Here is a 26744-nt window from a genome sequence, read left to right as displayed (position 1 = left end):
TCCGTCGTCGCGGGTGCCGGACCTGCCCGTCGCTGTGTTGGCACTCTCCAGTGGGGAGTGCCAGAGCCGAGACTATGACCGCGATTAGCACTCGGTCAAGCGGAGTGCCAATTCCACGCTGTCGCGCGTCGCCCTGGGTCGTCTCGCGTCGGGTCGCGTCGCCCTGGTCGCGTGGTCACGCGTCGCGCCGGTCCGGTCCCGCGTCGCCACGCGTCGCGTCGTTCCGGTCCCGCGTCGTTCCGGTCTCGGTACGGGTAACGCCGGGGCGGACCCCGCGGTTCCGTACGACGGTGCGGCCATGACGACCTCCCCTCCCCCGGTACGCCCGGCCGGCGACGCCCTGTTCGGCGTCCTCCTCCTCGTCCTGGAGGGCGCGATCGTCCTGATCGCCGCTTTCACCCTGGGCATGCGGCGGTGGGCCGGGAGCTACGACCCGCGCCCCGCCGGACCTCCCCCGATGGACTGGGTGCCGGTGCTGGTCTTCGGGGCGGTCACGGCCGGCGTCCTGCTGCTCGCCTGGGCCATGCTGCGCGGCGGCCTGCCCTGGACCGCGGGGGGCCAGTTCCTGGCGGCCGCGCTGCTCGGCATCGGCACGCTGGCCTTCGGGATCCAGGAGTGGGCGCGGGCGCACCCCGCACCGCCGGGGCCGACGGCCCCGGCGTCCCCGTCCGCGTCACGGTGCGTCTGCACCAGCGGGGGCGGGCCGTGCGAGTGCCCGGGAGGGTGACCCTCCGGTGTGGCCTGAGCGGGGCTCAGGGACCCGCTGAGATTCCCGTACGCCCTTCCGCGCCCTCCGCCACGGTCGCGCCCTCCGCCACGGCCGTCGAGTCCGCGCCCTCCACCACGGTCTTCGAGTCCGCGCCCTCCACCACTGTCTTCGAGTCCGCGCCCTCCGCCACTGTCTTCGAGTCCGCGCCCTCCGCCATCGTCGTCGAGTCCACGCCCGCGTCCCCGTCCCGCGTCCCCATCCGCTCCGCCGCCTTCCGCCCCAGCCGCTCGATCGGGTCGACCGAGGAGGCGCAGCCGGAGGCGGCGAGCAGGACGCCGGCCAGCGCCGCGCCTGCCGCGGCCCGGCGCAGCCGGTTCACGCTCCACCCTCGCGTCACACGTAGTCCTCGAGCTTCGCGACCGCGTATCCCTTGGCCGTGATCACGTTCATGACCCGCCGGATCATGTCGGGCATCGTGCCCTTCCAGTCGCCCTTGCCCCGGAAGTGGGTGAGCACGATGTCGCCGGGATGCAGGTCCCGGTCCCACTCGCGCCACTCCATGTGGTCGGGGAAGGCCTCGGAGGCCCACAGCGGGACCGCCTTGACCCCGCAGGACTTCGCGGCGCGCAGCGTGTCCTCGTTGTAGTTGCCGTACGGCGGACGGAAGAGCGGGGGCCGCTTGCCGAACCGCTTCTCGATGACGTCCTGCATCCCGCAGATCTCGCGCTTCTGCTGCTTGTACGAGAGTCCGGGCAGGTAGCGGTGGTTGAGGGTGTGGTTGTGCAGGGCGACCCCGGACTCCAGCGACTTCTGCATCCTCGCGAAGTAGCCGTAGTCGTCCTTGACGACGTAGTCGCTGAGGAAGGCGCTGTAGGGGATGCGGAGGTCCTTCATCATCCGCAGCAGCTCGGGGTCCTTCTCCGCGCCGTCGTCGATCGTCAGGAAGACGACCTTCTCCTTGGTCGGCACGGTGGTGAAGACGGGCGGCAGGCCCTCGCCGTCCGTCTCGAACCCCTTCCGGGTGGTGATCTTCGGCTTGACCTTCGGCGGGGCCGGCGCGTCGAGCGGGGTCTTGGCGAGGCCCCACTTCTTGGCGGCGAGCGCGCGGGCGGCCTTCTGCTGACGGACCCTCTCGACGTACGCGTTGAGCGCGCCGGCCGAACCCGGAGCCTGCGCCCGGCCCTGCTGGCCGGGGCCGGGCGCGGGGGCTTCGCGCTCGGCCCCGGCTGGCCCGGCTGGCCCGGCAGGCCCGGCAGGCCCGGAGTCGGAGCAGGCCGTGGCGGCGGAGGCGAGGGCTGCGACGACGAGAGCGGCCCCTAGGGTCCGCCGGAAAGGGTGCGCGCTGATCACCATAAATTCTTCCTCTTGTCGTACAAGCTGTATGGCGCCGCATACTGTCAGTGCTCACGCGCCCTCCGGACCACGACACCGCCGGACGGCCCCCACCGTCCCCCGACCGGCCCACAGCGCCGCAGGGCCCACAATGGGACGGGTGACCGACCTCGCCCAGTTCACCGCCCTGCTCACGCCCGAGGGGCAGGCCCTGCTCGCCGCCCTGCGCGACTACGACCCCGCCCAGGAGCTGGCGGTCGTCTCCCGGCTGCGCCGCGACCACCCCGCCGAGCTCGTCACCTCGGCGGTCGGCCAGGCCCGGCTGCGCCAGCGCGCGGTGGCGAAGTTCGGCGCCGAGGACGCGTACCGGATGTACTTCACGCCCAACGGCGTCGAGCAGTCGACCCGCGCCTCGGTCGGCACCTACCGGGCGTCCCGGCTCAAGGCGCTCGGCGTCGGCAGCGTCGCGGACCTCTGCTCCGGGATCGGCGGCGACGCGATCGCCCTCGCCCGCGCCGGGATCGCCGTCCTCGCCGTCGACCGCGACCCGCTCACCGCCGAGGTGGCCCGCGCCAACGCCGAGGCGCTCGGCCTCGCGGAGCTGATCGAGGTCCGGTGCGCGGACGTGACCGAGATCGACACCGGCCCGTACGGCGCGGTCTTCGTCGACCCCGCGCGGCGCGGCGGCCGGGGCAGGATCTTCGACCCCGAGGCGTACTCCCCGCCGCTCTCCTGGGCCGTCGAGGCCGCCCGCAAAGCCCCGCACGCAGCCCTGAAGGTCGCCCCCGGCATCCCGCACGAGGCCGTCCCGGAGGACGCCGAGGCCGAGTGGATCTCGGACGGCGGGGACGTGAAGGAGGCCGTGCTCTGGTTCGGCACGGAGCCGGGCGCCCGCCGCGCCACGCTCCTGCCCTCGGGCGCGGGCCTCACCGGCCGGGGACTGCCCGACCCGGCGGTCCGCCCCGTCGGCCGCTACCTGTACGAGCCGGACGGCGCCGTCATCCGCGCGCACCTCGTCGCCGAGGTGGCGGAGGAGCTGGACGGCGGCCTGATCGACGAGACGATCGCGTACGTCACGGCGGACGCGCTCACCCCCACCCCGTACGCGGCCGCATACGAGGTCACCGACGAACTCCCCTTCAACCTCAAGAAGTTGAAGGCCCTGCTGCGGGAGCGCGAGGTCGGCACCCTGACCGTGAAGAAGCGCGGCTCGGCGGTCGAACCGGAGGAGATCCGGCGGAAGGTGAAGCCGAAGGGCCCCAACTCCGCGACGGTGCTGCTCACTCGGGTCGCGGGAGCCCCGACGATGCTCATCGGCCGGCCGGCGGGCGGGGGCCGGTGACCTGGCGGCCCCTGGCTAGAGTTCCGTAGACGGAAGGATCCAGACCTGGGGGGGCGGAGCGCCATGGCGCTGCATCCGGAGGGCATGTTCACCACCGGTCCGATCGCTCACCTCGTCGGACTGGCCGCCGGCGGACCCGATCCGCTGGAGTGGGAGGTCCTGCGCTTCGACCGCGTCACGCGGACGGAGTACTGGGACCCCGCCTGGCGGCACACCCCGCAGCACCTCGCCTCCCAGCTGGACTACCTGTCGACCGTCTTCAGCGAGGAGTTCCTCGACACCTGCCCGGAGGCGGACCGCAGGACCTGGCGGGCAGCCGCCGGAGCGCAGGGCGTGCCCGCGTTCATGACCGGCCTCGCGACGCTGCTGCGGCTCGCGGACCGCCAGAAGGACGCCACGTACGAGGAGGTGCCGCTCGCCGCGTGGGAGGTGCGGGCGCGCTTCCCGCTGCTGCTGTCGCTGGACGGCTGGGCGTACGACGGCGAGTACACCTCGTACGAGGAGAGCCTGCGGGCGTTCGTCGAGGCCGAGCACCCGTACTGCTCCTACGAGGTGATGCCCCGCCTCAACCAGGCCCTGGAGGCGCGCACGCTCTGCGCGGAGTCGGCGGCCTTCGCCGCGTCCTTCCGGGTCCTCGCGCCACAGGCGACGCCGGAGACCCTGGCGGTCCTCACCCGCGTCACGTTCACCCACATGACGGAGCACCATGCCTGAGCAGCCGACGGCCACCCCCCGTGCGGTCTTCCACGAGGAACCCTTCCCCGAACTGTTCGGGCTCGCCACCGACGCCGCCGTCAGCGCCGACGGTCAGTGGATCGCGGTCAGTTCGGTGCTGTCGGATCTGAGCCGGGTGGCGGTCTACCGCGCCGCCGACCTCTCCTGCGCGCACGTCCTGACGGTGGCCATGGAGACGGACACGATGGCCTTCCACCCCGAGCTCCCGCTCCTCGCGATCGGCTTCGACAACAGCGACGCGTACATGCGCGAGGGACTCCTCGTCCTCCTCGACCCCTCAAGCGGCCACCGCGTGGACTTCGCCGATCCCCAATGGGGTGTCGAGCTGGTCCGCTGGACGGCCCCGATCTCCCTCGAACTCACCTTCTGCGCCATGCACGACGGGGCGGAGTTCGAGCGGTCCGGGGCCGTCGTGGCCCGCGAGGAATGGCTCGGCCTCGCCCCCGACGCCCTCGACCTGCCGGCCCTCCGGAAGCAGCCGGTCGACCTGGACGCCCCTCTCCCGTACCCCGCCGACCGGGATCCCGCGCCGCAGCTCCTCCAGGCGCTCGCCGAGCGGGCCGGCCGGAGCTACGAGGGCAGGGGCGGGGTCCGGGCCGTGGCGGGGCTGAGGGACGGCCGGGTGCTCGCCACCCGGAAGGACACCGCGCTCGAGTGCTGGGCCCCCGACGGGACGCTGCTGTGGAGCGTGCCCGCGCCGTCGGCGGCCGGCGGCCGCCGGATCGAGGTCTCGGCCGACGAGCGGACGGCCCGCGTCACGGTTCCCGGCCCCGACTCCCGTACTCGCACCGGCTTCCCTCGCGTCGACCTCTCCGACGGCACGGTCCTCGACGACCCGTCGGTGCCCTTCGCTGCGGCGCTCTCGGCCCGTACGGACGGGGTGTGGGCGATCAGGGACACGTACGACCGCAGCAGCGAGAAGGAGGATCCCGCCCCCAACACCCGGATCTTCGCCGCCGACGGCACCCCGCTCGTCACGGTCCACGAGCCGGACCGGTACGACCTCGTCCCGGTCGACGCCCGCCGCTGCCCCGAGCTGCTGTACGGCCGGCGCCGCCGGGACGTGATCGCGCTCGATCCCCGCACCGGCGCCGAGACGACGCTCTTCCCGCTGGAACCCTTCTGGGTCGACCGCCCGCTCGGCCGTGCGGTGTACGTCTCCGACGACGGCGGTCCCGCGCTCCTGCACGGCCGGACGGAGCTGGTCCGCCGGGCCTTCCCCGCCGGGAACGTCGTCTGGACCCTGCCCCTGGGGCCCGAGGACGGGCCCGGGTCCGTCACGGTGGTCGACCTCGACGCGCACGCCGGCGTCCTGCACTCCCTCTGCACCGACGGCACGCTGCTCTCGGTCGACGCCGCCGACGGCACCGTCCTCGACCGGCGGCTCCTGCCCCCGCACGGTCCGCTCTCGGTGCACGCGGCCCCCGACGGCACTGTCCTCGTCGGCACCGCCGCCGGCCGGATCCTGCGCTACTGAGCGCCCGGCCCGCCGTCCGCCCGGCGCGCCCGCCCGAGGAGCAGCTCCCGCTCGCGCGCGTTCCGGGTGAGCGAGGCCGCCCGCTCGAACTCGGCCCGGGCCTCCGCCGTCCGCCCCAGCCGGGCCAGCAGGTCGCCGCGCACGCTCGGCAGCAGGTGGTAGCCCGCCAGGGCGGACCCGTCGGCCAGGGCGTCGACGAGCGCGAGACCGGCCTCCGGGCCGTCGGCCATCGAGACGGCGACCGCGCGGTTCAGCTCGACCACCGGGGAGGGCGCGACGGCCGCGAGCCGCCCGTACAGGGCGGCGATGGTCCGCCAGTCCGCTCCTCGTAGGTCACCGCCCGCGCGTGGCAGGCGGCGACGGCGGCCTGGAGGGCGTACGGGCCGTAGGTCCGCCCGTCGCCGGCGCGCTCCAGGGCGGCGAACCCGCGCCGCATCAGCAGGCGGTTCCAGCGGCTCCTGTTCTGGTCGGCGAGGAGCACCGGCTGCCCGTCGGGCCCGGTCCGGGTCGCGAAGCGGGAGGCCTGGAGCTCCAGCAGGGCCGCCAGGCCGTGGACCTCGCCCTCCCCGGCCATCAGCCCTTCGAGCACCCGGGCGAGCCGCAGCGCGTCCTCGCACAGCGCGGGCCGCAGCAGGTCGTCGCCCGCGGTGGCCGCGTACCCCTCGTTGAAGATCAGGTAGACGACCTCCAGGACGGAGCCGAGCCGGGCGGCCCGCGCCGCCCCGTAGGGCACCTCGAACTCCACGCCCGCCTTAGCCAGCGACCGCTTGGCGCGGGTGATCCGGGCCGCGACCGTCGCCTCCGGGACGAGGAAGGCACGCGCGATCTCGTCGGTCCGGAGCCCGCCGACGAGCCGCAGGGTGAGCGCCGCGCGGGCGTCGGCGGAGAGCACCGGATGGCAGGCGGTGAAGACGAGCCGGAGGACGTCGTCGTCGATGTCGCCGGGACCGGACGGCTCGGGGTCGTACGACGCCTCGTCGAGCGTCCGGCCGACCTCGGCGAGCTTGCGCGCGTACGTCTCGCGCCGCCGCACGAGGTCGACGGCGCGGTGCTTCGCCGCGGCCGTCAGCCAGGCGCCCGGACGGTCCGGGACCCCTGACCGCGGCCACTGTTCGAGGGCGGAGACGAGCGCGTCCTGGGCGATCTCCTCGGCGATGCCGACGTCCCTGACGATCCGCGCCACCGTGGCGATGATCCGCGCCGACTCCATCCGGAAGACCGTCTCAAGCGTGCTCTCCACCGTCACATCCCGTAGGAAAGCACAGCGAGGGTCAGCCCTCCGGCATCTCCTCGACCTCGCGGACCTCCAGTCCGACCTTCCACTGCGGCGGGTGGACGGCCAGGAAGCGCCGACCCCACTCGACGGCCTCGGCCATGTCCTTGCACTGGAGCATCGCGTAGCCGCCGACGACCTCCTTGGTCTCGGTGAACGGCCCGTCGGTGTACGACAGCTGACCGTCCGACCAGGTGATCCGGGTGGCCTCGGCGGTCGGCCGGAGTCCGGCGGTGTCCACCATGGCGCCGGCCTTGGTGATCTCCTCGAAGAGCGCACCCATCCGCTGCTCGAAGCCGGGGTCGGCGCTCTCCATGTCGATCGTGTTCTCCTCGATGCGGACGAGGGACAGGAAGCGGGGCATGACGACTCCTCGGTGGTGCGGTGGCGGGGCCGTTCCCCGCCTTCCACACATACGTCGAACGGCCCGGCCCCGCATCGACACCGCGCCGAAGAATCTTCCCGACGGTCCCCGGGCGCCTACACGTAGTCCTCCAGACGGGCGACGGTGAAGCCCTGCTCCTGGATCCTGCGCAGCATCGTGGCGGTCATCTCGGTCATCGTCCGGCCCTTGAGCTCGGACGGGCCCCGGAAGTGGGCCAGGATGATGTCGCCGGGGTGCAGCTTCCTGTCCCCGCGCTGGTACTGCATGTTCTTGATCTGCATGGACTCGCGCCAGAGCACGATCGCGTCCACCCCGCAGGTGCCGGCCGCGGCGCGGGTGTCCTCGTTCCAGTTGCCGTACGGCGGGCGGAAGAGCCGCGGGGGCGTGCCGTACTCCTTCGCCAGCCTGGTCTGCTGGCCGCAGATCTCCCGGCGCTGGGCCTCCCGGGAGAGGGTGCGGAGGTTGGGGTGGGTGAGTGTGTGGTTGGCGACGCCGTGGCCCTGGGCGGCGAGCGGGGCGAAGTAGCGGTAGTCCCCGCGGATCGCCGAGTCGGTGAGGAACATCGTCACCGGGACCTCGAGGTCCTTCATCATCCGCACGAACTCGGGGTCCTTCTCGGCCCCGTCGTCGATCGTGATGAAGACGATCTTCTCGTTGGTGGGGATGTCGCTGATGACGGGTACGGGGCCGCCGGCGGCGCGGACGACCGGCTTGACGGCCGGCGGCGCGGGCGGGGCCGCGAAGGGCTTGAGGCCCCATTTCCGGTACGCGGCGGCCGCGGCGCCCCCGGGCACTCCGGGCGCCTTGTGCCCGGCCTCCCCGGCCTGCCCTGCATCCCCGGCCTGCCCCGCTTCCCCGGCCTTCCCCGCGCCCCCGGCGTCCTGGGAAGCCCTGGGAGCCGCCGGGGCGGGAGCGTCACCGGGTTCCTCCGCCGAGCAGCCGGTCACCAGGAGGGCGACGGCGGTCAGGGCCGCCCACAGCGCGATCGTCTTCTTCACGCGCTGTGGGATGCCCGATCCGGTCGAAAGGTTGCTCTACTTTCGACCTGGTGTCCCTCTTTCGATCGATTATTCGACCGGTTCGAAGCGCCAGCGGTGGACCGGACGGGTGATCAGCTCCGCGTCCGGTTCGGGCAGCTCGGGCAGCTCGGCGTCGAAGGCCCCCGCCTCCCACCAGGTGAGGACCAGGACCCGGTCCTGCGGGGCGCGGAAGATCTCCCGGCGCAGCGGCTCATGGGCCAGGACCTGGGCCCTGGCCCACTCCAGGAGCTCGGCGCCCCGCCCCTGGGCGGCCCGCGCCTCCCACATGAGGGTGAGCCTCACGAGTACAGGTTCTCCTTGCTGACCTCGTGCACGTGATCGTGGTCGTGGGAGTGGCCGTGCGCGTGGCCGTGGCCCTGCGCGCCGGGCACGTGCGGGTCCGTCACCGGCAGGGACGAGTCCGCCGACAGCTCCAGGTCCGAGGCCGGCCGGTTGCGGGCGACCATCTCGGCACCGAGCGCCGCGACCATCGCGCCGTTGTCCGTGCACAGGCCCGGGCGCGGCACGCGCAGCCGGATGCCGGCCCGCTCGCAGCGCTCCTGCGCGAGGGCCCGCAGCCGCGAGTTGGCGGCGACGCCGCCGCCGATCATCAGGTGGTCGACGCCCTCGTCCTTGCAGGCCCGGACGGCCTTGCGGGTGAGCACGTCCACGACGGCCTCCTGGAAGGACGCGGCCACGTCCCGGACGGGCACGTCCTCGCCGGCCGCCCGCTTCGCCTCGATCCAGCGGGCCACGGCGGTCTTGAGACCGGAGAAGGAGAAGTCGTACGCGGGATCCCGCGAGCCGCTGAGCCCGCGCGGGAAGGCGATCGCCTTCGGGTCGCCCTCCTTGGCGAGCCGGTCGATGACCGGTCCGCCGGGGAAGCCGAGGTCGAGGACGCGGGCGATCTTGTCGAAGGCCTCGCCGGCCGCGTCGTCGATCGTGGCGCCCATCGGCCGCACGTCGGAGGTGATGTCGGAGGAGAGCAGCAGCGACGAGTGCCCGCCGGAGACCAGCAGGGCCATCGTCGGCTCGGGCAGCTTGCCGTGCTCCAGCTGGTCGACGCAGATGTGCGAGGCCAGGTGGTTGACGCCGTACAGCGGCTTGCCGAGGGCGTAGGCGTAGGCCTTGGCGGCCGAGACGCCGACGAGCAGCGCGCCCGCCAGACCGGGCCCGGCAGTGACGGCGATGCCGTCGAGGTCCTTCGCGGAGATCCCGGCCGTCTTCAGGGCGCGCTCGATCGTCGGGACCATCGCCTCCAGGTGCGCGCGGGAGGCGATCTCGGGCACGACACCGCCGAAGCGGGCGTGGGTGTCGACGCTGGAGGCGACGGCGTCGGCGAGGAGCGTGGTGCCGTGGACGATGCCGACTCCGGTCTCGTCGCAGGAGGTCTCGATGCCGAGTACGAGGGGTTCGTCAGCAGCCATCAGAATCAGTCTCAGTTCCTTGAACGGTCAGTCGCATCACGAGCGCGTCCACGTTTCCGGGCTGGTAGTAGCCGCGCCGGAAACCGATGGGCTCGAAGCCGAAGCGCTCGTAGAGCTTCTGGGCCCGGGTGTTGTCCACGCGCACTTCGAGGAGGACCTCGTCGCACTCGAAGGCGGTGGCGTGGTGGAGCAGGTCGGTGAGGAGCCGGGCGCCGAGGCCCGTACCCCATTGGTCGCGGGAGACGGCGATCGTCTGTACGTCCCCGAGTCCGCCGGCCGCGGCGAGTCCCGCGTACCCGACGAGCTTCCCCTCGCCGTCCTCCGCCACGATGTAGCGGCGGGTGGCCCGGGGCCCGCGCGCGTGCGCGAGCTCCGACCAGAACATCCCGGCCGACCAGGCGTCCTCGGGGAACAGCTCGTCCTCGAGGGACAGCACCGGGGCGATGTCCCACCAGCGCATCTCGCGCAGTTCCACGCCGCCGGTCACTTGGGCGTGACCACCTTGTAGTTCTTGGGCACCTGCGCGTCGGGGCGGCGCAGGTACAGCGGCAGCGGGTCGAGGAAGCCCTCGCCGCCGGCCGCGAGCTTCTCGGCCGCGAGCGCGGCGAGCGCCGCGGCCGACTGGTGCTCGGGGTCACGGGCGTCGGGGAAGGCCTCGGGGTAGAGACGGGCGCCCGCGCCGACGACGGGCAGGCCCGCGAGGCGCCCGGCGATCTCGGCGGGCCGGTCGACGGCCGCGTCGGTCACCCGGGTCCGGTGGTCCTCGTACCGCGCCCAGTAGACCTCCTTGCGGCGCGCGTCCGTCGCGACGGCGAAGGGCTCGTCGATCCCGGAGGCGTACGCGAGGCCGTCGAGGGTGCACAGGCCGTGCACGGGCACGCCGAGCGCGGACGAGAAGGCCGCCGCCGTGACGAGACCGACGCGCAGGCCGGTGTACGGGCCGGGGCCGACGCCGACGACGACGCCGGTGACCGCGTCGAGGGCCAGACCGGCCTCCTTGAGGACCCGGTCGACGGCGGGCAGCAGCAGCTCCCCGTGGCGGCGGGCGTCGACCTGGCTCGACGAGGCGAGGACGGTCTCGCCGTCGTGGAGGGCGACGGTGACGGCGGGGGTGGCGGTATCCAAGGCGAGCAGCAGCACGCGAACAGCCTACGGCTCCTGGGACGGGCGGCGCCCCGGGAGCCGCGGGCGGGCGCCCACGGGCACGGCGCCCGGCCCGCGGGGGCACCGGCTGCTACCGTCACCCTTCGATACGTTCGTACGAGAGGTGGGCACGGTGGCAAGGAGCAGCTCGGGATTCGTGGCCGGGCTCACCGCGGCGGCCGTCGTCGCGGTCGGCGTCCTCGCGTACCAGGCTTCGGCCAACGCCCCCGCCGATGTGTCGGCGAAGCCGACGAAGCCGGGGACGGCCGTCCCCTCCGTCTCCCCGAGCGGCGGCCCGAAGCAGCCGTCGAAGGACCCGCTGGCGGTCCCGGCGGCCTCCGGCAGCGGCGAGCGGGTCGTGTACGCGCTCGCCGACCGCAAGGTGTGGCTGGTGAACGCCAAGGGCAAGGCCGACCGGGCGTTCTCGGTGATGCCGAGCACGGTGGACCCGCTGCCGGGCTCCTACACGGTGACGTCCCGCTCGGGCTCGGTCACCGGCTCGGACGGGGTGCGGATCGAGCACGTGGTGCGGTTCGCGACGAACCAGGACGTGGTGATCGGCTTCAGCGCGGCGGTGGACGGCTCGACGCCGAAGCCGGACCCGTCGAAGAAGACCGGCGGCATCCGCATGAAGAGGGCGGACGGGGACGCGCTGTGGACGTTCGCGTCGATCGGCGCGAAGGTCGTCGTCGTCGCCTGACCACCCGACGACGGCCCCCTCCGGACCGCTGTCGGACAGCAACGGCTACGAACCACTGCGGACGGCTACGAGTCACTACGGACGGCTACGGACCGGTCCGAACCGCCATCGGCCAGACACCCCCCTAGGCGGCGGCACCCCGCCGCAGGACGGCCTCGACGACTTCATCCTGCGTCTGCTGCTGCCTCTGCCCTTGTCTCTGCCCCTGCTCCTCGGCACCGGGGCCGGGGCGGCGCGGCGGGGTGGACAGGGCGCGCGCGGCGGCGCAGGACGCCAGGAGCTCACCCATCGGTACGTGGTTCCGGCCGTGTGCCGCTTCCACTCCCGCTTCCGCGCGCTGTGGCGTGGCCATGCATGCCTCCCGTAGGTTAGGTACACCTAACCAGCTCGTGCATCCATGTCACCACGGCACGTACGACCCACGCAATATCTTCCCGACACGTTGTCGGAAGCTCCTACGATCAGACGTACGCGCCGCCGCCGGGCACCGCCGCGCTTCCTCAGCCGAGGTCGAGGTCCTCGTCGGCCCAGCGCGAACCGATCCCGCGCAGCACGACCGTGCGCCGGTCGTCGTCGGTGTCGCCGGTGACGCGGTGGATGAGGACGTGCAGCCGGTCGTCGGTCAACTCCTCGACCTTGCCGTCACCCCACTCCACGACCACCACGGACTCGGGCAGCGAGACGTCCAGGTCGAGGTCCTCCATCTCGTCGAGACCACCGCCCAGGCGGTACGCGTCGACGTGGACCAGGGCCGGGCCGCCGACCAGGGACGGGTGGACGCGGGCGATGACGAAGGTCGGGGAGGTGACGGCGCCCCGCACGCCCAGGCCCTCGCCGAGGCCGCGGGTCAGGGTGGTCTTCCCGGCGCCGAGCTCGCCGGTGAGCATGACGAGGTCGCCGGGGCGGAGGAGTTTCGCGAGCCGGCGGCCGAGGTCCCCCATCTGCTCGGGGGAGTCGATGGCGAGGGTGGCGCCGGAGACGGGCGGGTGCGCTGCTTCCATACCCGTCAACCTAACTCTTGCGGGCGTCGGTCCTCACCGTCGCGGGGCCCTGTCCGAGGACGACACCGGCCCGGACGAGCAGGTCGGCGAGGCGGTCGGTGACGGCCTCGGGGTGCTCCAGCATCACCAGGTGGCCGCCGTCCGGGACGATGACCAGCTCCGCGTCCGGGAGGAGACCGGCGATGGCCTCGGTGTGCGAGCTGGGGGTGACGAGGTCGTTGTCCCCGGCGAGCGCGAGCACCGGCAGCTCCGCGAAGGCGGCGAGGGCGGCGGCCTTGTCGTGCTCGGCGAAGGCCGGGTAGAACTCCGCCACCACGTCGATCGGGGTCGCCTCGATCATCCGCTCCGCGAAGCGGGCGACCGCCGGGTCCACGTCCTTCGAGGAGAACGAGTACTTCTTGATCAGCCCCGCGAACAGGTCGGCGGTCGCCCGCCGCCCCCGCTCGACCAGCTCCGCCTGCGAACCGAGCGCCCGGAGGACCCCCGGCAGGACCCGCCGGACGGCGTTGACGCCGGCGAGCGGCAGCCCGTACGACACCTCGCCCAGCTTCCCCGCGGAGGTGCCGACGAGGGCGACGCCCACGACCCGGTCGCGCACGAACTCCGGGTACTGCTCGGCGAGCGCCATCACCGTCATGCCGCCCATCGAGTGCCCGACCAGGACGAGCGGGCCCTCGGGTGCGGCGGCATCGAGGACGGCCTTGAGGTCGCGGCCGAGCTGCTCGATGGAGACGGGCACCGCGTCGGGCCCGGACTGGGCGACGCCGTGGCCGGAGCGGCCGTGGCTGCGCTGGTCCCAGTGGACGGTACGGACGAGGCCGCGGAGCGCGGCGCGCTGGAAGTGCCAGGAGTCCTGGCTGAGGCAGTAGCCGTGGCTGAAGACGACGGTGCAGGGGGCGGGCCGCTTACGCCCGAAAAGCCGCCGCAGACGCCCGTCGGAGCCGGCGGGTGCACCACCGCCCACGCCGCCGGCCACCTCGGCCTCGTCGGCCTCGTCGACCTCGTCGACCTCGTCGACCTCGTCGACCTCGTAATGAAGAACGGTCGAGTCGTCGGCGAGCGCGCGGCCGGAGGCGCCGCGGAGGCTGCCGTAGGGCCCGGTGGCGTCCAGGGCGAGCCGGGCCTTCTGCCGCACGGAGCGGCCGACGGTGAGCCGCTCGACGGCGACGCCGGCGGCGGCTCCGGCGGCGAGGACGCCTATCGCGGCCCCGGCGAAGCCGGCCCGCCGCCAGTTGGTGGTGCCGCTGGACTCGCCCACGCCGTGCCCCCTCGGTCGGTTACTCGCCCAGGTAGACGCGCGGGACGCGCGCGCCGATCCGGGTGACGATCTCGTACGCGATGGTGTCGGCGGCCACCGCCCAGTCCTCGGCGGTCGGCTCGCCCCGGTCGCCGGGACCGAAGAGCACGGCCTCGGAGCCCGGCTCGATGTCGTCCCCGCGGAGGTCGACGACGAACTGGTCCATGGCGACGCGCCCGGCGACCGTCCGGACGGTGTCGCCGACGAGGACGGGACCGCGGCCGGAGGCGTGCCGGGGGACGCCGTCGGCGTACCCGAGGGGGACGAGACCGAGGGTGGTCTCCTCGCCGGTGACGTAGTGGTGGCCGTAGCTGACGCCGTGCCCGGCCGGTACGTGCTTGACCAGGGCGACGCTCGCCTTCAGCGACATGACGGGCCGGAGCCCCAGCTCGGCGGAGGTGCCGAGCTCGGGGCTGGGCGAGACGCCGTACATGGCGATGCCGGGCCGGACCAGGTCGAAGTGGGCCTCGGGCAGGGTGAGGGTGGCCGGCGAGTTCGCGATGTGCCGGACCTCGGGACGGACGCCCGCCTCCTCCGCGTGGGCGAGCATCGAACGGAAGACGTCGAGCTGCGCGGCGATGGAGGGGTGGTGGGGCTCGTCGGCGCAGGCGAGGTGTGACCAGAGCCCGGTCACCTTCACGAGCCCCTCGGCCTCGGCCTTGAGGGCGGCGCCGACCAGCTCGGGCCAGTCGGCGGGCTGGCAGCCGTTGCGCCCGAGCCCGGTGTCGGCCTTGAGCTGGATCCGGGCGGTCCTCCCGACCGCCTTGGCGGCCGCGACGACCTCCTCCAGCGCCCACATCCCGCTCACGGACATGTCGAGACCGGCCTCGATGCCCTGGTCCCAGGGGTCGCCCGGGGTCCAGAGCCAGCACATGACGGGGACGTCGGTGATCCCGGCGGCCCGCAGGGCGAGCGCCTCGTGCGGGGTGGCCGTACCGAGCCAGTCCGCGCCCGCGTCCAGGGCGGCGCGGGCACAGCGCACGGCGCCGTGGCCGTACGCGTCGGCCTTGACCACGGCCATGATCCGGACGTGGGGGGCGACGCGGGCGCGCAGCGTGCGGACGTTCGCACGCAGCGCACCGAGGTCGATCTCGGCGCGGGCTCTGCGGGGCGGAGGTGTCTCAGTCATCGCGCCCAGTCTCTCAGGTGTCAGCCACCGGGCCGCTTACCCCAGATGTAGACCCGGTCACCCTGTCGGAGGACATCCCAGAGTTTCCGGGCGTTGCCGTAGCCGAGATTGACGCAGCCCCGGCTGCCGGTGGGCGTGGCGATCTGCCCGTAGACGGCGTGGAAGGCCTGGCCGCCGCTGAAGAACTGGGAGAAGGGCATGGGGGTGTTGTAGATGGAGGACCAGTGGTCCTTGTGGCGCCAGTAGACGGAGTGCCAGCCGGTCCGGGTCGCGTACCCGGGGCGCCCGCTCCTGATGTTGACCACCGGGAAGGTGATCTTCTTGTCCTTCCGCACCCACATCAGCTGCCGGTCGAGGTCGACGCAGGCGACGGCGTACTTCTTGACGGGGCAGCGCCGCCCCGGGTCGAGGGCTTTCCGCGCGGCGAGCAGCTCGGCCCGGGCCCAGGTGACGGGCCCGGCGTACCCGTTGGCGGGCTTGATCTTCTCCCGCACCTGGAAGGCCCTGATCGCCTGGCAGTCGGCGGTCGACTGCCTGCCGTCCACCCTCAGCTTCAGCAGCCGCTCGACCTGCCGCTGATGGGTCCCGGCGGTGGCGGTACAGGCGGCACCGACGACACTGCGGGGCAGATACTCGACCAACTCGTCGACGTCCTCCTCCGGCTCGGGCACGGGCACGTCGTCCTCGGACTGCAGCGGAGGCAGCACCTGATCGGGAGTGTCCATCGGATACTCGGCCCGCCCGCCCCCGGCCACCCCGGGCACGAGGGGATCGTCGGGCCCGGCGGCCGGCGACGGCGGCGGGGCGGGCTCGACGGCTGCGGACCCCGACGGAACGGTCCCGGGCGAATCGGCGAGGGCCACCGTCGGCCCGAGGGCCAGGACGGCGGCAAGACCGAGCAGCAACGGCGCGGCGGTACGGCTTCTTCGGCAACTGATCACCCACCCACCCAATCCGCGCCGAGCGCTCCCAGCGCGCCGGATCCCACGCCTGGTCCAACGGGTTCGCCCGACTGGCTGCCGCCGAGCTCCACGCCAGGGGGCCGCGAAGCGGGCGCGGCGGGGGGGTTCGGGGGCGGAGCCCCCGGGAGCGGCCTGGCTGCCCACCAGCCCCCGGCAGGGTTCCGGGAAGGGGCGGGGTGGGGGAAAGGGAACCGCCCACCTACGACGTCGGCGCCACCACATCCCGCCAAGCCCCCCGCAGGGACTCCGCCACCTCTCCCGCCGTCACCGGCCCCGCCCCCACCGCAGCTCCCCGCCCCGCCGCCGCCCGTCGCGCCGCCAGGCCGTGCAGGTACGCGGCGGCCGAGGCCGCGTCGACCGCCGGGAGCCCCGCCGCGAGGAGGGAGCCCGCCAGGCCCGAGAGGACGTCCCCGCTCCCGGCCGTCGCGAGCCACGGCGTACCGGTCGGGTTGACCCGTACGGGCCCGCCCTCCGGCCCGCACACCAGCGTCGTCGACCCCTTGAGCAGCACCGTCGCCCCGAAGCGCCCCGCCAGCTCCCGTACCGCCGCGAGCCGCCCCGCCTCCACCTCCTCCCGGGCGACGCCCAGCAGCGCCGCCGCCTCCCCAGCGTGCGGCGTGAGCAGGGTCGAGGCGGGGCGGCGGGCCCGTACGACCGCCGGGTCGAGTCCCCGCAGGCCGTCGGCGTCGACGAGCACCGGCACGTCGGAGGCGAGGACCTCGGCGACCGCGACGACGGGCCCGGGCCCCTCGCCGAGCCCGGGCCCGACGACCCAGGCCTGGACGCGCCCGGCCTTCTCGGGCCGCCCGGAGTGCACGAGGGTCTCGGGGTGCCGCGCGAGCACCGCGTCCCCGGCGGGCCCGACGTACCGCACGGCCCCCGCCCCGCCCCGCAGCGCCCCGGACACCGCGAGGACCGCCGCGCCCGGGTAGCGGGCGGAGCCGGCGACGACGCCGAGGACCCCGCGCCGGTACTTGTCGCTCTCGGCCCCCGGCACGGGCAGCAGCCGCGCGACGTCCTCGTGCTGGAGTGCCTCCAGCTCCGGCACCCCGGGGAGGTGGGGGTCGATCCCGATGCCGACGAACCGCAGCGCCCCCGCGTACTCCCGCGCAGGGTCGACGAGCAGCGCCGGCTTGTACGTCCCGAAGGTCACCGTCACGTCGGCGCGCAGCGCCTCCCCCGTCACCTCGCCCGTGTCGGCGTCGACGCCGCTCGGCAGGTCGACGGCGACGACGACGGCGTTCGAGCCGCGCGCGGCCCGGGCGATCGGGACGGCGTCGGGCCGGAGCCCGCCCCGCCCGCCGATACCGGTGATGCCGTCGAGGACGAGGTCGGCGGCGGCGAGCGCCTCGAAGGGGTCGTCGGGGGTCCGCCCGCCCGCCGCCCGGAAGGCCGCGAGCCCGCCCTCATGGGCCCGGCCCCCGAGCAGTACGGCCGTGACGCCGGCGCCCCGCCGGGCGAGCCGGGCCCCTGCGTGGAGAGCGTCGCCGCCGTTGTCGCCGCTGCCGACGAGCAGCACGACCCTCGCCCCGTACACCCGCGGCAGCAAGCCCGCGCAGGCGGCGGCAAGTCCGGCGGCGGCGCGCTGCATGAGGGCGCCTTCCGGGAGGCGGGCCTGGAGTGCGGCCTCGGCGGCCCGGACGGTCTCCACACGATGAGCGGTACGCATGGTCAGCAGTCTGCCGCAGTCCTCAAGCCGCCGCCCGGGGGCGAGGGTTGACGCCCCCTCATCGATCAACTTAGGTTTGCCTTACCTAACTAGCCACCGCCTGGAAAGGCAGCTTCGCCATGCGCACCAGCCCCCGCAACCGCACCACCCACAACACCCGCACCCTCGCCCGCACCGCCCTCACCCTCGCCTCCGCCGCCGCCCTCACCGTCGGCCTCGCCTCCACCGCCTCCGCCGCCACCGCGAACCGCACGGTCACCGACGGCACCCGCACCTACGACCTCTCCCTCACCGCCCCGAACACCGCCCCCGCCACGGGCGCCAACGTCACCGTCACCGGCTCCGGCTACAACCCCGACCAGGGCGTCTACGTGAGCCTCTGCGCGATACCCGCGGGGGTGAACACCTCCGACCCGGCCACCTGGAACAGCAAGCCCACCCCCTGCCTCGGCGGCCAGGACGAGACCGGCACGACCGGCGCCTCCCACTGGGTGAACAGCGACTGGTACTGGATGTCCCCGTCCAACTCCTCCCCGTTCACGGAGTCCGGCGGCCTCGGCTCCTTCTCCGTCCAGATCCACGTCAAGGCGAAGCTCTCCGACACCGTCACCTGCGGCACGTCGGGCGTGACCTGCGCGATCGTCACCCGCGCGGACCACTTCGACAGCTCCGACCGGAAGTACGACGTGTACGTCCCGGTGACCTTCCAGTGAGAGTGAGAGCACCCCTCCTGACGGCCGCCGCCGTGCTCGCGCTCACGAGCACGGCGGCGACGCCGCCGACGTCACCGCCACCGCCACTCCACGAGACCCTCCGCACCCTCACCCCGCCCTCCGGCAGCGCCCTCGACGCCGAGGTCGACCCGGCCGCCGACCGCCTCTACGTGAGCAGCAGCGACGGCACGGCCCACCGCCTCACGACCTACTCCACGACCACCGGTGACCCCGTCGGCGAGCCCGTCGCCCTCCCGGCACCGGCCACGGTGATGGCCCTCGGCGCCTCCGGCACGCTCTACCTCGGCCTCTCCACCCGTATCGCCGCCTACGACACCGCGAGCGGCACCCTCACCGACCACCGCATCACGATCGACGGCAGCGTCAGCCACCTCGCCGCCGACCCGGGGCAGGGACGGCTGTACGTCGGCAACCAGGCCGCCAAGTCGGTGACGGTGTACGACACGGCCACCGGCGCACCCGTCGGCGAGCCCGCCGTCCTCCCCTTCCACCCGGCCGGCCTCGCCGTCGACACCACCCACCACACGGGATACGCGACCTACGTCGGCGGCGCCGTCGAGAACGGCTCCGTGGTCTACCGCAACGTCCTCAACGCGGTGGACGGCACGACAGGCCGCCTCACGGGCACGGTCAGCCTGGGCTCCACCGCCCTCGGCAGCATGGGCGTCACGGTCGACCCGGTGGGCCGCACGGGGTACGTGGCCAACCTCGCCGCCGGCACGGTCTCCGTCGTCGAACTGCGGGAACAGAAGGTCACCGGCACGCTCACCGTCGACGGCAACCCGAAGGCCCTCGCGTACGACCCGGGGACGTCGACCCTCTACGCGGCACGGACCGGCGCCTCGTCCGTGGCGGTCGTCGACCCGGCGAAGGGCGAGGTGACGGAGACGATCACGACGGGCGAACGGCCCGCCGCACTCGCCCTGGACCCGCAGGAGCACACGCTCTACACGGTGGCGGGCGGAGCGGTCACACAGACGGTACGGAAGGCACCCCCGGAACCGACCCCGACCCCGACTCCGACCCCGACCCCGACGAACCCCACCCCCACGGCGACCGCGACAGAACCGACGACCGAACCGACGACCGAACCGACCGATCCCCCCACCCAGGAGCCGACGGACACTCCCGAACCCCCCACGCCCTCCCCCACCTCCACACCCACGTCCCCCACCTCCCCGACGCCGACCGCCCCGCCCGCCGAACCGACGCCGACGGACTCGACCTCCCCGGAGCCCGTCACGGGAGAGACCACCGGAAGCGAAGGCACCACTGGCACCACCGGCACCACGGGGGCCACCGACACCACCGGCACCACCACTGCCGGCGGCGCCAACCCCCGTACCCCCGACCAGCCCGCCTCCTCCGGTGGCCCCGCCCCCACCGGCGGCCTCGCCGCCACCGGCAGCCGTACCCTCCCCGTCGCCCTCACCGCCGCGGGACTCACCGCCCTCGGCGGCGCGGCCCTGGTCCTGAACCGCCGCCGAGCGGCCCGACAGGACACCCCCTAGACGCGCACGGCACACGCAACCCGCCGCCGGCCCTGGCAGCCGTGCGCACACGGCCAGGGGCCCGACCGTCTTCCGGCGGCCGGGCCCCTGGTCCGTACGAGCGCCTCACGGCGCGCACCTCACCCCTCCGCGATCACCACCGCCGAGGCCACTCCCGCGTCATGGCTCAGCGAGACGTGCCAGTGCTTCACGCCCAGCTCCGCCGCGCGCGCCGCCACCGTCCCGCGCACCCGCAGCCGCGGCTGCCCGGTCCCCTCGACGTACACCTCGGCGTCCGTCCAGAGCAGGCCGCCCGGCGCGCCGAGCGCCTTCGCGAGGGCCTCCTTCGCGGCGAACCGCACCGCGAGCGAGGCGACCCCGCGCCGCTCGCCGCTCGGGAGCAGCAGCTCGCTCTCGACGAAGAGGCGCTTGAGCAGCCCCGGTGTGCGCTCGATCGACGCGGCGAAGCGGTCGATCTCCGCCACGTCGATCCCCACCCCAATGATCATTTCCCACTCACTCCACGGTCACCGACTTGGCCAGGTTGCGCGGCTGGTCGACCTCGTTGCCCCGCGCGGTGGCGAGCTCGCAGGCGAAGACCTGGAGCGGCACCGTGGAGACCAGCGGCTGGAGCAGCGTAGGCGTCGCCGGGATCCGGATGAGGTGGTCGGCGTACGGGACGACCGCCTCGTCGCCCTCCTCGGCGATCACGATGGTCCGCGCACCGCGCGCCCTGATCTCCTGGATGTTGGAGACGATCTTGTCGTGGAGGACGGACCGGGCCTTGGGCGAGGGCACCACGACGACGACCGGCAGGTCCTCCTCGATGAGGGCGATCGGCCCGTGCTTGAGCTCTCCGGCGGCGAAGCCCTCGGCGTGCATGTACGCGAGCTCCTTGAGCTTCAGCGCGCCCTCCAGGGCCACCGGGTAGCCGACGTGCCGGCCGAGGAAGAGGACGGTGTCCTTGTGGGCGAGGGAGCGGGCGAGGGCCCGGACGGGCTCCATCGTCTCCAGGACCCGCTCGACCTCGTCGCCGATCCTCGCCAGCTCGCGCACGACGGCGTGGATCTCGTCGCCCCACTTGGTGCCGCGCACCTGCCCGAGGTAGAGCGCGAGGAGGTAGCAGGCGACGAGCTGCGTCAGGAAGGCCTTGGTCGACGCGACGGCGACCTCGGGCCCGGCGTGGGTGTACAGCACGGCGTCGGACTCGCGGGGGATCGTCGACCCGTTCGTGTTGCACACGGCGAGCACCTTGGCGCCCTGCTCCCGGGCGTGCCGCAGGGCCATCAGCGTGTCCATGGTCTCGCCGGACTGCGAGATGGCGATGACCAGGGTCTTCTGGCCGAGGATGGGGTCCCGGTAGCGGAACTCGCTGGCGAGCTCGACCTCGCAGGGGATGCGGGTCCAGTGCTCGATGGCGTACTTGGCGATGAGCCCGGCGTGGAAGGCGGTGCCGCAGGCGATGATGACGACCTTGTCGGCCTCGCGCAGTACGGCGTCGGGGATGCGCACCTCGTCGAGGGTGAGCCGTCCGGAGCCGTCGATCCGCCCGAGGAGGGTGTCGGCGACGGCCTTGGGCTGCTCGGCGATCTCCTTGAGCATGAAGTAGTCGTAGCCGCCCTTCTCGGCGGCGGAGGCGTCCCAGTCGACGTGGTAGGCGCGGACGTCGGCGGGGGCCCCGTCGAAGTCGGTGACGGTGACGCCGTCCCGGGTGAGCTCGACGACCTGGTCCTGGCCGAGTTCGATCGCCGAGCGGGTGTGGGCGATGAAGGCGGACACGTCGGAGGCGAGGAAGTTCTCGCCCTCGCCGACGCCGACGACGAGCGGGGAGTTCCGGCGGGCGCCGACGACGACGTCGGGCTGGTCGGCGTGGACGGCGACCAGGGTGAAGGCGCCGTCGAGCCGGCGGCAGACGAGCCGCATGGCCTCCGCCAGGTCTCCGGCGGAGGAGAACTCCTCGGCGAGGAGGTGGGCGACGACCTCGGTGTCGGTCTCGGAGGCGAGGTCGTGGCCGCGGTCGGCCAGCTCCTCCCTGAGGGCGGCGAAGTTCTCGATGATGCCGTTGTGGACGACGGCGACGCGCCCGGCGTTGTCGAGATGGGGATGGGCGTTGACGTCGGTCGGCCCGCCGTGGGTGGCCCAGCGGGTGTGTCCGATGCCCACGGAGCCGCCGGCCAGCGGCCGGTTCACGAGCTCCTTCTCCAGGTTGACGAGCTTGCCCGCCTTCTTGGCCGCGGCGAGTCCCCCGTCGGAGAGCACCGCGACACCGGCCGAGTCGTAGCCCCGGTATTCGAGCCGCTTCAGGCCCGCGACCACCACATCAAGTGCCGACTGCCCGCCGGCGTATCCCACGATTCCGCACATGTCGGAAGCCTAGGGGTGAAGGTGCCGGGAAGGGAGGAGTCGGCCGGGTTCGGCGGCTGCGCGTCGGCAGCCGCCGAACCCGCGATCAGCCGAGCTTGGCGGCCTGCGCGTCGACGATGGCCTTCGGCAGGGCCTTGACCGTGCCGCCGAAGCTGAGCGTGGAGAACGAGGCCAGGGTGCCGCCCTGACGGAAGACGACCGCCTTGGTGACGAACGGCTTGCCGTCCAGGTCGGTGGTGATCGTCCAGGCGAGCGCCTCCTCGCCCGCGGTCACCGTCTCCGGCGCGACCGCGGAGATCTTCGTCCGCTCGCCGCCGCCGATCAGCGTGAAGCCGCCCGCGCAGTCGGCGCCGGCCTTCTTCAGCGAGGCGAAGGCCTCCTGGGCGCCCTGCCCGTCGTACGAGCCGAGGGTCACCCCCGTCACGGGCGCCGCCAGCGCGCCCAGGGCGTCCTCCGGCGAGCCCGTCGCGCCCTCGGCCTTCGGCACCTCGATGGCCTTGCGGGTCGCGGTGGCGCCCGGCTTTCCGGGGGCGACGTACGACATGACGTCGGCGAGCGGCTTGCAGGACGGCTTGTCGGTGGAGACCGCGGCGGCCAGGGGGATCTCCCCGGCCTTCGCCTTCTGCACCTGGTGGCCGGGCAGGTCGGCCTGCGCGACGATCAGCTTCTCCAGCGCGGCGGCGGACAGCGCCTCGGCCGGGGGCGCGCTCGTGGCGGAGGCGCTGGGAGCTCCCTTGCCGGCGTCCTTGCCCTGGTCGCCGTCGCCGCTCTTCTCCCCGCCACCGCAGGCGGTGACGAGCAGCGCGAGGGAGACTGCGGTGACGGCGACGGCGGCGCTTCTCTTGGACGTACGCATGTGTGGTGTCTCTCTGCTTCTCTTCGCGTGCTCTACGTGTGCGGCATGAGCATGATCGCCCTCCCCCGACGGCGGGACAAAGGCTTTTGTCGCGTGACCGACCCCACGGTCCACGGAGGCCCCGGACCCACGACAATGGCTGGGTGATCACTTCGCCGCCACGAAGCGCCAACGGAGACGGCCCCGGAGACGGCCCCGGGCAGTTCCCCGGGCACGGGACCCCCCGGAACGGAACCGGCACCCGCCGCCCGTCCGAGCCGACCCCGTACGTCGACTTCACCCGCGCCGAGTGGAGCGACCTCCGCGACAAGACGCCCCTCCCCCTCACCGCCGACGAGGTCGAGCGGCTCCGCGGCCTCGGCGACGTCATCGACCTCGACGAGGTACGGGACGTCTACCTCCCGCTCTCCCGGCTGCTCAACCTCTACGTGCAGGCCACCAGCGGCCTCCGTGGCGCCCTCAACACCTTCCTCGGCGAGAGCGCGGAGCAGCGCGGCACGCCCTTCGTCATAGGGGTCGCCGGATCCGTCGCCGTCGGCAAGTCGACGGTCTCCCGGCTCCTCCAGGCCCTCCTGGCCCGCTGGCCGGAGCACCCGCGCGTGGAGCTGGTGACCACGGATGCCTTCCTCTACCCGATGGAGGAGCTGAAGGCGCGCGGCCTCATGGCCCGCAAGGGCTTCCCCGAGTCGTACGACCGGCGGGCGCTCACCCGGTTCGTCGCGGACGTCAAGGCGGGCAAGGAGGAGGTCACGGCCCCGGTCTACTCGCACCTGATCTACGACCGCGTGCCCGGCGAGCGGCTCGTCGTCCGGCGTCCCGACATCCTCATCGTGGAGGGGCTGAACGTCCTCCAGCCGGCCCTGCCCGGCAAGGACGGCCGCACCCGCGTCGGTCTCGCCGACTACTTCGACTTCTCGGTGTACGTGGACGCGCGGCCGGAGGACATCGAGCGCTGGTACCTCAACCGCTTCCGCAAGCTGCGCGACACCGCGTTCCAGGACCCCGACTCCTACTTCCAGCGGTACACCCGGGTCTCCGAGGAGGAGGCCCTGGACTACGCCCGCACCATGTGGCGGACCATCAACAAGGTGAACCTGCTGGAGAACGTGGCCCCGACGCGCGGCCGGGCGACGCTCGTGGTCCGCAAGGGCCAGGACCACAAGGTGCAGAGGCTGAGCCTCCGCAAGCTCTGACGTCCGTAAGCTCTCCCCATGCTGCACCTCCGGATGATCGTCCCGCCCGGGCGTACCGCGGCCGCCGTCGAACTGATCACGTCGACGGTGGGCACCACGCACCTGGTGGTGCTGCCGGGTGCGGCCCGTGACCCGGCCGGCGACGTCGTCATGTGCGACGTGGCCCGCGAGGCCGGCGACGAACTCATCGGCGGGCTGCGCGAGCTGAAGATCGATCAGGACGGCTCGATCGCCGTCGAGAACATCGACCTCTCGCTCTCCCGGCGCGCCGAAGCCGCCGAGGAGGAGGCCCCGGGCGAGCCCGCGGACGCGGTCATCTGGGAGCAGCTGACGGGCGCGACGCACGAGGAGTCGACGCTCTCGATCACGTACAGCGCGTTCATGATCCTTGCGACGATGATCGCCGCCTGCGGTGTCGTCCTCGACAACGCGATCCTGATCGTGGGCGCGATGGCGGTCGGCCCGGAGTTCGGCCCGCTGGCCGGAGTCTGTACGGCGGTGGTGCAGCGCGCCCCGAAGCTGGCGGGGCGCTCGCTGACCGCCCTGCTCGTTGGCTTCGCGGCGGCGATCGCGGCCACCACGGTCTTCAGTCTGGGGATGGACGCGCTGGACCTGTTCAGCAGGGAGCAGCTGGACGCGGACCGCCCCAACACCAGCTTCATCTGGCAGCCGGACCCGTTCTCCTTCGTCGTGGCGCTGCTCGCGGGCGTGGCCGGCACGCTCTCCCTCACGTCCTCGAAGTCGGGTGCCCTGGTGGGCGTGGCGATCTCGGTGACGACGGTCCCGGCCGGCGCGAACGCGGCGGTGGCGCTCAGCTACGGCGAGATCGGCCAGATGTGGGGCTCGATCGAGCAGCTGCTGCTCAACCTCTTCGGCATCATGCTGGCCGGCGTGCTGACCCTGTACGGCCAGAAGTTGCTGTGGCGCACCCAGCGCGGCCGCTGGCGGCGCGACACACCAGCGGCCCCGAAGCCCTGAGGGCCCGGGAGAGAACGAGAAGGGCCCAACCGCTCCCAACGGGTGCGGCGGGGCCCATCCTCTGCATGACGGTGCTTCAGAAAGCCTAGCCCAGCGCGGACTTCACGACATCCGCGAGGCGCTGCGCGACGGCACGGGCCTGCTCGATGTCCGCGGCCTCGACCATGACGCGGACCAGCGGCTCGGTGCCGGAGGAGCGCAGCAGCACGCGGCCGGTGGAGCCCAGCTCGCGCTCGGCCTCGGTGACGGCGGCGGCGAGCTCGCCGGAGGTGTTCACCCGCGACTTGTCGACGTCCTTGACGTTGATGAGGATCTGCGGCAGGCGCTCCATCACGCCGGCGAGGTCCGCGAGGGACTTGCCGGTGGCGGCGACCCGGGCGGCGAGCATCAGGCCGGTGAGGGTGCCGTCACCGGTGGTGGCGTGGTCGAGCACGATGACGTGCCCGGACTGCTCGCCGCCGAGCGCGTAGCCGTTCTCCTTCATGGACTCCAGGACGTAGCGGTCGCCGACCGCGGTCTGGACGAGGTTCAGGCCCTCGCGCTCCATGGCGAGCTTGAAGCCCAGGTTGGACATGACGGTCGCGACGACCGTGTCACCGCGCAGCGTCCCGGCCTCGCGCATGGCGAGGGAGAGGACGGCGAGGATCTGGTCGCCGTCGACCTCGTTGCCCGCGGCGTCCACGGCGAGGCAGCGGTCGGCGTCGCCGTCGTGCGCGATGCCGAGGTCGGCGCCGTGCTCGACGACGGCGGCGCGGAGCAGCCCCAGGTGGGTCGAGCCGCAGCCGTCGTTGATGTTGAGGCCGTCCGGCTCGGCGCCGATGGTGACGACCTGGGCACCGGCCCGGGCGAAGGCCTCGGGCGAGACGTGGGCGGCGGCGCCGTGGGCCTCGTCGAGGACGACCTTGAGACCGTCGAGCCGGTTGGGGAGGACGGCGAGGAGGTGGGAGACGTAGGTCTCGAAGCCCTCGTCGTAGTCGCGGACCCGGCCGACGCCGGCACCGGTCGGGCGCGCCCAGGGAGCGCCGGTGCGGTGCTCCTCGTACACGGCCTCGATCTTGTCCTCGAGGTCGTCGGCGAGCTTGTGGCCGCCGCGGGCGAAGAACTTGATGCCGTTGTCGGGCATCGCGTTGTGGCTGGCGGAGAGCATCACGCCGAGGTCGGCGCCGAGGACGCCGGTGAGGTGGGCCACGGCGGGGGTCGGAAGGACGCCGACGCGCAGGACGTCGACACCGGCGCTGGCGAGACCGGCGACGACCGCCGCTTCCAGGAACTCTCCCGACGCGCGCGGGTCCCGTCCGACCACGGCGGTCGGCCGGTGTCCCTCGAAGGTGCCCGCTTCGGCCAGCACGTGCGCCGCCGCGACCGAGAGGCCGAGCGCGAGCTCCGCCGTCAGGTCCGCGTTGGCGACGCCGCGTACGCCGTCCGTGCCGAAGAGTCGTCCCACAGCTGTCCTCCGAGAAATACGTGCCCAAGCTGACGAAAGATGAAGAAGGTTATGAAAAAACGTACGCCCCGACGGCACGGGCAGT

27 protein-coding genes and 1 pseudogene are annotated in these 26744 nt (G+C 73.4%); 9 read left to right on the top strand and 19 right to left on the bottom strand.

All coding sequences use genetic code 11. The features are described 5' to 3' along the window. Positions 1-298 precede the first annotated feature (298 nt). Positions 299-727 (top strand): DUF6234 family protein, encoded by a 429-nt coding sequence (locus IE124_RS28570; protein ID WP_189511821.1) that lies wholly within the window; start codon positions 299-301, stop codon positions 725-727. Between the two features lie 25 nt (positions 728-752). On the opposite strand, the gene IE124_RS28565 is transcribed toward IE124_RS28570, so the two are convergent. Together IE124_RS28565 and IE124_RS28560 are read right to left on the bottom strand one after the other, a co-directional pair. After that, complete coding sequence (locus IE124_RS28565; protein ID WP_189511819.1) at positions 753-1088, bottom strand: hypothetical protein; 336 nt, start codon at positions 1086-1088, stop codon at positions 753-755. Between the two features lie 14 nt (positions 1089-1102). Further along, entirely contained in the window at positions 1103-2062 is a 960-nt protein-coding gene (locus IE124_RS28560) for a polysaccharide deacetylase family protein (RefSeq protein ID WP_189511818.1), read from the bottom strand. Between the two features lie 130 nt (positions 2063-2192). Between IE124_RS28560 and IE124_RS28555 the strand changes: the two genes are divergently transcribed. From IE124_RS28555 to IE124_RS28545, 3 genes are all read left to right on the top strand, one after another. Further along, on the top strand, positions 2193-3383 hold the full coding sequence (locus IE124_RS28555; protein WP_229832948.1) for a THUMP-like domain-containing protein: 1191 nt from the start codon (positions 2193-2195) through the stop codon (positions 3381-3383). Positions 3384-3446: 63 nt separating this feature from the next. Then, positions 3447-4097 (top strand): hypothetical protein, encoded by a 651-nt coding sequence (locus IE124_RS28550; RefSeq protein ID WP_189511814.1) that lies wholly within the window; start codon positions 3447-3449, stop codon positions 4095-4097. After that, complete coding sequence (locus IE124_RS28545; RefSeq protein ID WP_189511812.1) at positions 4090-5595, top strand: PQQ-like beta-propeller repeat protein; 1506 nt, start codon at positions 4090-4092, stop codon at positions 5593-5595. Before IE124_RS28550 ends, IE124_RS28545 begins: the two co-directional genes overlap by 8 nt. Here the strand turns inward: IE124_RS28545 and IE124_RS28540 are convergent. The 7 genes and pseudogenes from IE124_RS28540 to tsaB all read right to left on the bottom strand — a co-directional run bounded on the left by IE124_RS28540 (position 5589) and on the right by tsaB (position 10839). Then, a pseudogene (locus tag IE124_RS28540) lies at positions 5589-6805 on the bottom strand (RNA polymerase sigma factor). The gene IE124_RS28545 and the pseudogene IE124_RS28540 overlap by 7 nt on opposite strands. Positions 6806-6866: 61 nt before the next feature. Continuing rightward, on the bottom strand, positions 6867-7232 hold the full coding sequence (locus IE124_RS28535; RefSeq protein ID WP_189511810.1) for a YciI family protein: 366 nt from the start codon (positions 7230-7232) through the stop codon (positions 6867-6869). 116 nt (positions 7233-7348) lie between these two features. Further along, the gene (locus IE124_RS28530) at positions 7349-8251 is read right to left on the bottom strand and encodes a polysaccharide deacetylase family protein (RefSeq protein ID WP_189511808.1); all 903 of its coding nucleotides are present in this window, start codon (positions 8249-8251) and stop codon (positions 7349-7351) included. 69 nt (positions 8252-8320) lie between these two features. Next, positions 8321-8575 carry a hypothetical protein gene (locus IE124_RS28525; protein ID WP_189511806.1) on the bottom strand — a complete coding sequence of 85 codons (255 nt, stop codon included), beginning with the start codon at positions 8573-8575 and terminating at the stop codon, positions 8321-8323. Then, entirely contained in the window at positions 8572-9699 is a 1128-nt protein-coding gene (gene tsaD, locus IE124_RS28520; protein WP_189511803.1) for a tRNA (adenosine(37)-N6)-threonylcarbamoyltransferase complex transferase subunit TsaD, read from the bottom strand. The genes IE124_RS28525 and tsaD overlap by 4 nt, the downstream gene beginning before the upstream one ends. Continuing rightward, positions 9689-10159 (bottom strand): ribosomal protein S18-alanine N-acetyltransferase, encoded by a 471-nt coding sequence (rimI, locus tag IE124_RS28515; RefSeq protein WP_189511909.1) that lies wholly within the window; start codon positions 10157-10159, stop codon positions 9689-9691. The genes tsaD and rimI overlap by 11 nt, the downstream gene beginning before the upstream one ends. Before the next feature lie 23 nt (positions 10160-10182). Further along, the gene (gene tsaB / locus IE124_RS28510; RefSeq protein WP_189511801.1) at positions 10183-10839 is read right to left on the bottom strand and encodes a tRNA (adenosine(37)-N6)-threonylcarbamoyltransferase complex dimerization subunit type 1 TsaB; all 657 of its coding nucleotides are present in this window, start codon (positions 10837-10839) and stop codon (positions 10183-10185) included. A gap of 160 nt (positions 10840-10999) precedes the next feature. Here tsaB and IE124_RS28505 point away from each other — a divergent pair, with 160 nt between their 5' ends. Continuing rightward, positions 11000-11542: a hypothetical protein gene (locus IE124_RS28505; protein WP_189511906.1), complete on the top strand. Its 543-nt coding sequence runs from the start codon at positions 11000-11002 to the stop codon at positions 11540-11542. Between the two features lie 124 nt (positions 11543-11666). Here the strand turns inward: IE124_RS28505 and IE124_RS28500 are convergent, their stop codons facing one another. The 6 genes from IE124_RS28500 to IE124_RS28475 all read right to left on the bottom strand — a co-directional run bounded on the left by IE124_RS28500 (position 11667) and on the right by IE124_RS28475 (position 17600). Continuing rightward, positions 11667-11894, bottom strand: a complete 228-nt coding sequence (locus tag IE124_RS28500; protein WP_189511911.1) for a hypothetical protein — start codon at positions 11892-11894, stop codon at positions 11667-11669. Positions 11895-12042: 148 nt separating this feature from the next. Then, on the bottom strand, positions 12043-12543 hold the full coding sequence (gene tsaE / locus IE124_RS28495; protein WP_024756661.1) for a tRNA (adenosine(37)-N6)-threonylcarbamoyltransferase complex ATPase subunit type 1 TsaE: 501 nt from the start codon (positions 12541-12543) through the stop codon (positions 12043-12045). Between the two features lie 10 nt (positions 12544-12553). Then, positions 12554-13801: an alpha/beta fold hydrolase gene (locus tag IE124_RS28490; RefSeq protein WP_189511799.1), complete on the bottom strand. Its 1248-nt coding sequence runs from the start codon at positions 13799-13801 to the stop codon at positions 12554-12556. Between the two features lie 19 nt (positions 13802-13820). Next, entirely contained in the window at positions 13821-14969 is a 1149-nt protein-coding gene (gene alr / locus IE124_RS28485; RefSeq protein ID WP_189511797.1) for an alanine racemase, read from the bottom strand. A 20-nt stretch (positions 14970-14989) separates the two neighbouring features. Continuing rightward, positions 14990-15871: a L,D-transpeptidase family protein gene (locus IE124_RS28480; protein ID WP_189511904.1), complete on the bottom strand. Its 882-nt coding sequence runs from the start codon at positions 15869-15871 to the stop codon at positions 14990-14992. 259 nt (positions 15872-16130) lie between these two features. Beyond that, entirely contained in the window at positions 16131-17600 is a 1470-nt protein-coding gene (locus IE124_RS28475) for an NAD(P)H-hydrate dehydratase (RefSeq protein WP_189511795.1), read from the bottom strand. Between the two features lie 119 nt (positions 17601-17719). Between IE124_RS28475 and IE124_RS28470 the strand changes: the two genes are divergently transcribed. Together IE124_RS28470 and IE124_RS28465 are read left to right on the top strand one after the other, a co-directional pair. Next, a complete protein-coding gene (locus IE124_RS28470) occupies positions 17720-18313 on the top strand; it encodes a hypothetical protein (protein WP_189511793.1) in 594 nt (197 codons plus the stop codon). Positions 18314-18315: 2 nt separating this feature from the next. Next, a complete protein-coding gene (locus tag IE124_RS28465) occupies positions 18316-19845 on the top strand; it encodes a YncE family protein (RefSeq protein WP_189511791.1) in 1530 nt (509 codons plus the stop codon). A gap of 119 nt (positions 19846-19964) precedes the next feature. On the opposite strand, the gene IE124_RS28460 is transcribed toward IE124_RS28465, so the two are convergent. The 3 genes from IE124_RS28460 to IE124_RS28450 all read right to left on the bottom strand — a co-directional run bounded on the left by IE124_RS28460 (position 19965) and on the right by IE124_RS28450 (position 23044). Further along, entirely contained in the window at positions 19965-20333 is a 369-nt protein-coding gene (locus tag IE124_RS28460) for a holo-ACP synthase (protein WP_189511789.1), read from the bottom strand. Between the two features lie 7 nt (positions 20334-20340). After that, the gene (gene glmS, locus IE124_RS28455; RefSeq protein ID WP_189511787.1) at positions 20341-22188 is read right to left on the bottom strand and encodes a glutamine--fructose-6-phosphate transaminase (isomerizing); all 1848 of its coding nucleotides are present in this window, start codon (positions 22186-22188) and stop codon (positions 20341-20343) included. A gap of 85 nt (positions 22189-22273) precedes the next feature. Further along, entirely contained in the window at positions 22274-23044 is a 771-nt protein-coding gene (locus tag IE124_RS28450; protein WP_189511785.1) for a hypothetical protein, read from the bottom strand. 143 nt (positions 23045-23187) lie between these two features. On the opposite strand from IE124_RS28450, the gene coaA reads away from it, so the two are divergent. Continuing rightward, positions 23188-24237: a type I pantothenate kinase gene (gene coaA, locus IE124_RS28445; protein ID WP_189511783.1), complete on the top strand. Its 1050-nt coding sequence runs from the start codon at positions 23188-23190 to the stop codon at positions 24235-24237. Positions 24238-24255: 18 nt separating this feature from the next. Further along, entirely contained in the window at positions 24256-25215 is a 960-nt protein-coding gene (locus IE124_RS28440) for a DUF389 domain-containing protein (RefSeq protein WP_189511781.1), read from the top strand. Positions 25216-25300: 85 nt separating this feature from the next. Here IE124_RS28440 and glmM read toward each other — a convergent pair whose 3' ends face one another. After that, positions 25301-26659, bottom strand: a complete 1359-nt coding sequence (gene glmM / locus IE124_RS28435; RefSeq protein ID WP_189511779.1) for a phosphoglucosamine mutase — start codon at positions 26657-26659, stop codon at positions 25301-25303. Positions 26660-26744: the final 85 nt, after the last annotated feature.

It is taken from the genome of Streptomyces narbonensis, assembly GCF_014649015.1.
Lineage (GTDB): Bacteria > Actinomycetota > Actinomycetes > Streptomycetales > Streptomycetaceae > Streptomyces > Streptomyces narbonensis.
This window is presented reverse-complemented; position numbering and strand designations above follow the sequence as displayed.

Coding starts and splice junctions, on each gene's coding strand:
- IE124_RS28570 (WP_189511821.1), top strand. CDS start 299: ATGACGACCTCCCCTCCCCCGGTACGCCCGGCCGGCGACGCCCTGTTC.
- IE124_RS28560 (WP_189511818.1), bottom strand. CDS start 2,062: ATGGTGATCAGCGCGCACCCTTTCCGGCGGACCCTAGGGGCCGCTCTC.
- IE124_RS28555 (WP_229832948.1), top strand. CDS start 2,193: ATGGGACGGGTGACCGACCTCGCCCAGTTCACCGCCCTGCTCACGCCC.
- IE124_RS28550 (WP_189511814.1), top strand. CDS start 3,447: ATGGCGCTGCATCCGGAGGGCATGTTCACCACCGGTCCGATCGCTCAC.
- IE124_RS28545 (WP_189511812.1), top strand. CDS start 4,090: ATGCCTGAGCAGCCGACGGCCACCCCCCGTGCGGTCTTCCACGAGGAA.
- IE124_RS28535 (WP_189511810.1), bottom strand. CDS start 7,232: ATGCCCCGCTTCCTGTCCCTCGTCCGCATCGAGGAGAACACGATCGAC.
- tsaD (WP_189511803.1), bottom strand. CDS start 9,699: ATGGCTGCTGACGAACCCCTCGTACTCGGCATCGAGACCTCCTGCGAC.
- rimI (WP_189511909.1), bottom strand. CDS start 10,159: ATGCGCTGGTGGGACATCGCCCCGGTGCTGTCCCTCGAGGACGAGCTG.
- IE124_RS28500 (WP_189511911.1), bottom strand. CDS start 11,894: ATGGCCACGCCACAGCGCGCGGAAGCGGGAGTGGAAGCGGCACACGGC.
- tsaE (WP_024756661.1), bottom strand. CDS start 12,543: ATGGAAGCAGCGCACCCGCCCGTCTCCGGCGCCACCCTCGCCATCGAC.
- alr (WP_189511797.1), bottom strand. CDS start 14,969: ATGACTGAGACACCTCCGCCCCGCAGAGCCCGCGCCGAGATCGACCTC.
- IE124_RS28475 (WP_189511795.1), bottom strand. CDS start 17,600: ATGCGTACCGCTCATCGTGTGGAGACCGTCCGGGCCGCCGAGGCCGCA.
- IE124_RS28470 (WP_189511793.1), top strand. CDS start 17,720: ATGCGCACCAGCCCCCGCAACCGCACCACCCACAACACCCGCACCCTC.
- IE124_RS28460 (WP_189511789.1), bottom strand. CDS start 20,333: ATGATCATTGGGGTGGGGATCGACGTGGCGGAGATCGACCGCTTCGCC.
- glmS (WP_189511787.1), bottom strand. CDS start 22,188: ATGTGCGGAATCGTGGGATACGCCGGCGGGCAGTCGGCACTTGATGTG.
- IE124_RS28450 (WP_189511785.1), bottom strand. CDS start 23,044: ATGCGTACGTCCAAGAGAAGCGCCGCCGTCGCCGTCACCGCAGTCTCC.
- IE124_RS28440 (WP_189511781.1), top strand. CDS start 24,256: ATGCTGCACCTCCGGATGATCGTCCCGCCCGGGCGTACCGCGGCCGCC.